The sequence below is a fragment of the Vibrio sp. Vb0349 genome (assembly GCF_033338975.1).
Genome location: NZ_JAWOTS010000171.1, coordinates 1 through 1482, shown reverse-complemented (window position 1 = coordinate 1482; position 1482 = coordinate 1). Strand labels below are relative to the sequence as shown.

The following is a 1482-nucleotide window of genomic DNA, read 5'->3' as shown; positions in this document are numbered from 1 at the left end:
AGCCACTCATCGCTTATCTTGAGTGCGTCACCTTGAATCGTGACACTAGGAACTTCAAACTGGTTTTCGTATCCATCGCCGCCATCAAGAATATCCACCGTTAAAGAGGCATCATCGTTCAAACCTTCAATTGCCTCTAAGGTAATATCCAATGTTACGGAGGTGGTGTCACCGTCTGAATCTGTTGCATTAACTAACAATGGTATATCCAGGATTTGATCTTTTGACAGATCGAAAGAGCGATATAATTCAAAGGAATACTCTATTTCACTACTCGACTCTAAAGGTAATGTGGATAATAGTGTCGATTGAAAAATATTTACTTCCACCCCACCTTCTATGATATAGCCAGTAATTGTCGTACCGTCATCAGACAGACGGTAAAGCAACTCACTTTCACTACTCACTAATGTGGGCTGGTTTAATTCGCTAAATCGAAGAGAGTCAACATAATCACTCCCGATATCGAGTTGAAGGCTCCCAGTCTTAAAGATTGCCCCACTTTCTAGATTAATCTCCTCCATTGCAACAACAGTCAAGTTGCTCAACGTAGGATCAACACCATCTTTCAACACGAAATCAATTTCATTCTCTACAAGCGGTGTAGAGTCTAGATCTGTCCCTCCAATGGTCAGCGGGAAAGTGACCGTATCACTACTATTGAATTGATCGATAGTATGATCAAGAGTAAGCGAAATTGAAGCTAGTACATCGTTACCCGACTCAATGCCACTCAATGTTAACGTAAATACAGTGACACCATTCGCAAATGCTGTAATTTGCTTTCCACTGGAACTTAACGTGTAGCTAAGCTCATTATCAGAGACTGAGCTTGTAAGCCCTAATGCCTCTAACTTAGTAATGGATGCCCCACCAAAATACAAACTAGTCGGATCAGGGTTATCAGAGCCAGCAATCACATTAACACTGCCTTCGGTGGTTAATAATGCCTCTCCCAGAGGTACTTCTGCTGCGTTTATAGTAGCGCTGCCTACATAACCCGCTTGGCCATCTATAATGTCGATAGTTGCGGTTGCTACACCGTAATCTTTTGAATCATCGGCTGCGAGATAATCAAATACGATACTTTGCTCAACCGTGTGATCTAAGTTGCGACTGGCATTCAACTGCCAAGAGCCATCTGAAAATACGGTTAATTCACCCTTCTCTAGACTAAAACTTACTAAGCCACCATCAGGGACAGACTGGATCTCTCCTCCGGCTCTGACATATCGAATGTACAAGTCACCATCAATATCAATGTCATTCTCCAGTACATTGCCAGAAATGACTTGGCCTTCGGTTACACTATATGACTCATTTGCGATCACTGGGTCGGCATCACTGATGACGATTTCTAGGGGAGCCACAACAGCCTCTTGTGTACCGTCAGCATCACTTTGAGTGCTTTCAACCAATACGTTAGTCACCAGCTCATCTTGACCTACACCATGATCAATCGCTTCATAAAAAGTAATTTGA

Annotated in this window: 1 protein-coding gene; it reads right to left on the bottom strand. The window is 42.6% G+C overall.

The features are described 5' to 3' along the window. Positions 1-1482, bottom strand: a 1482-nt coding sequence (locus R7Q47_RS24260; protein ID WP_318089760.1) for an Ig-like domain-containing protein, incomplete at both ends; no start/stop codon positions are given.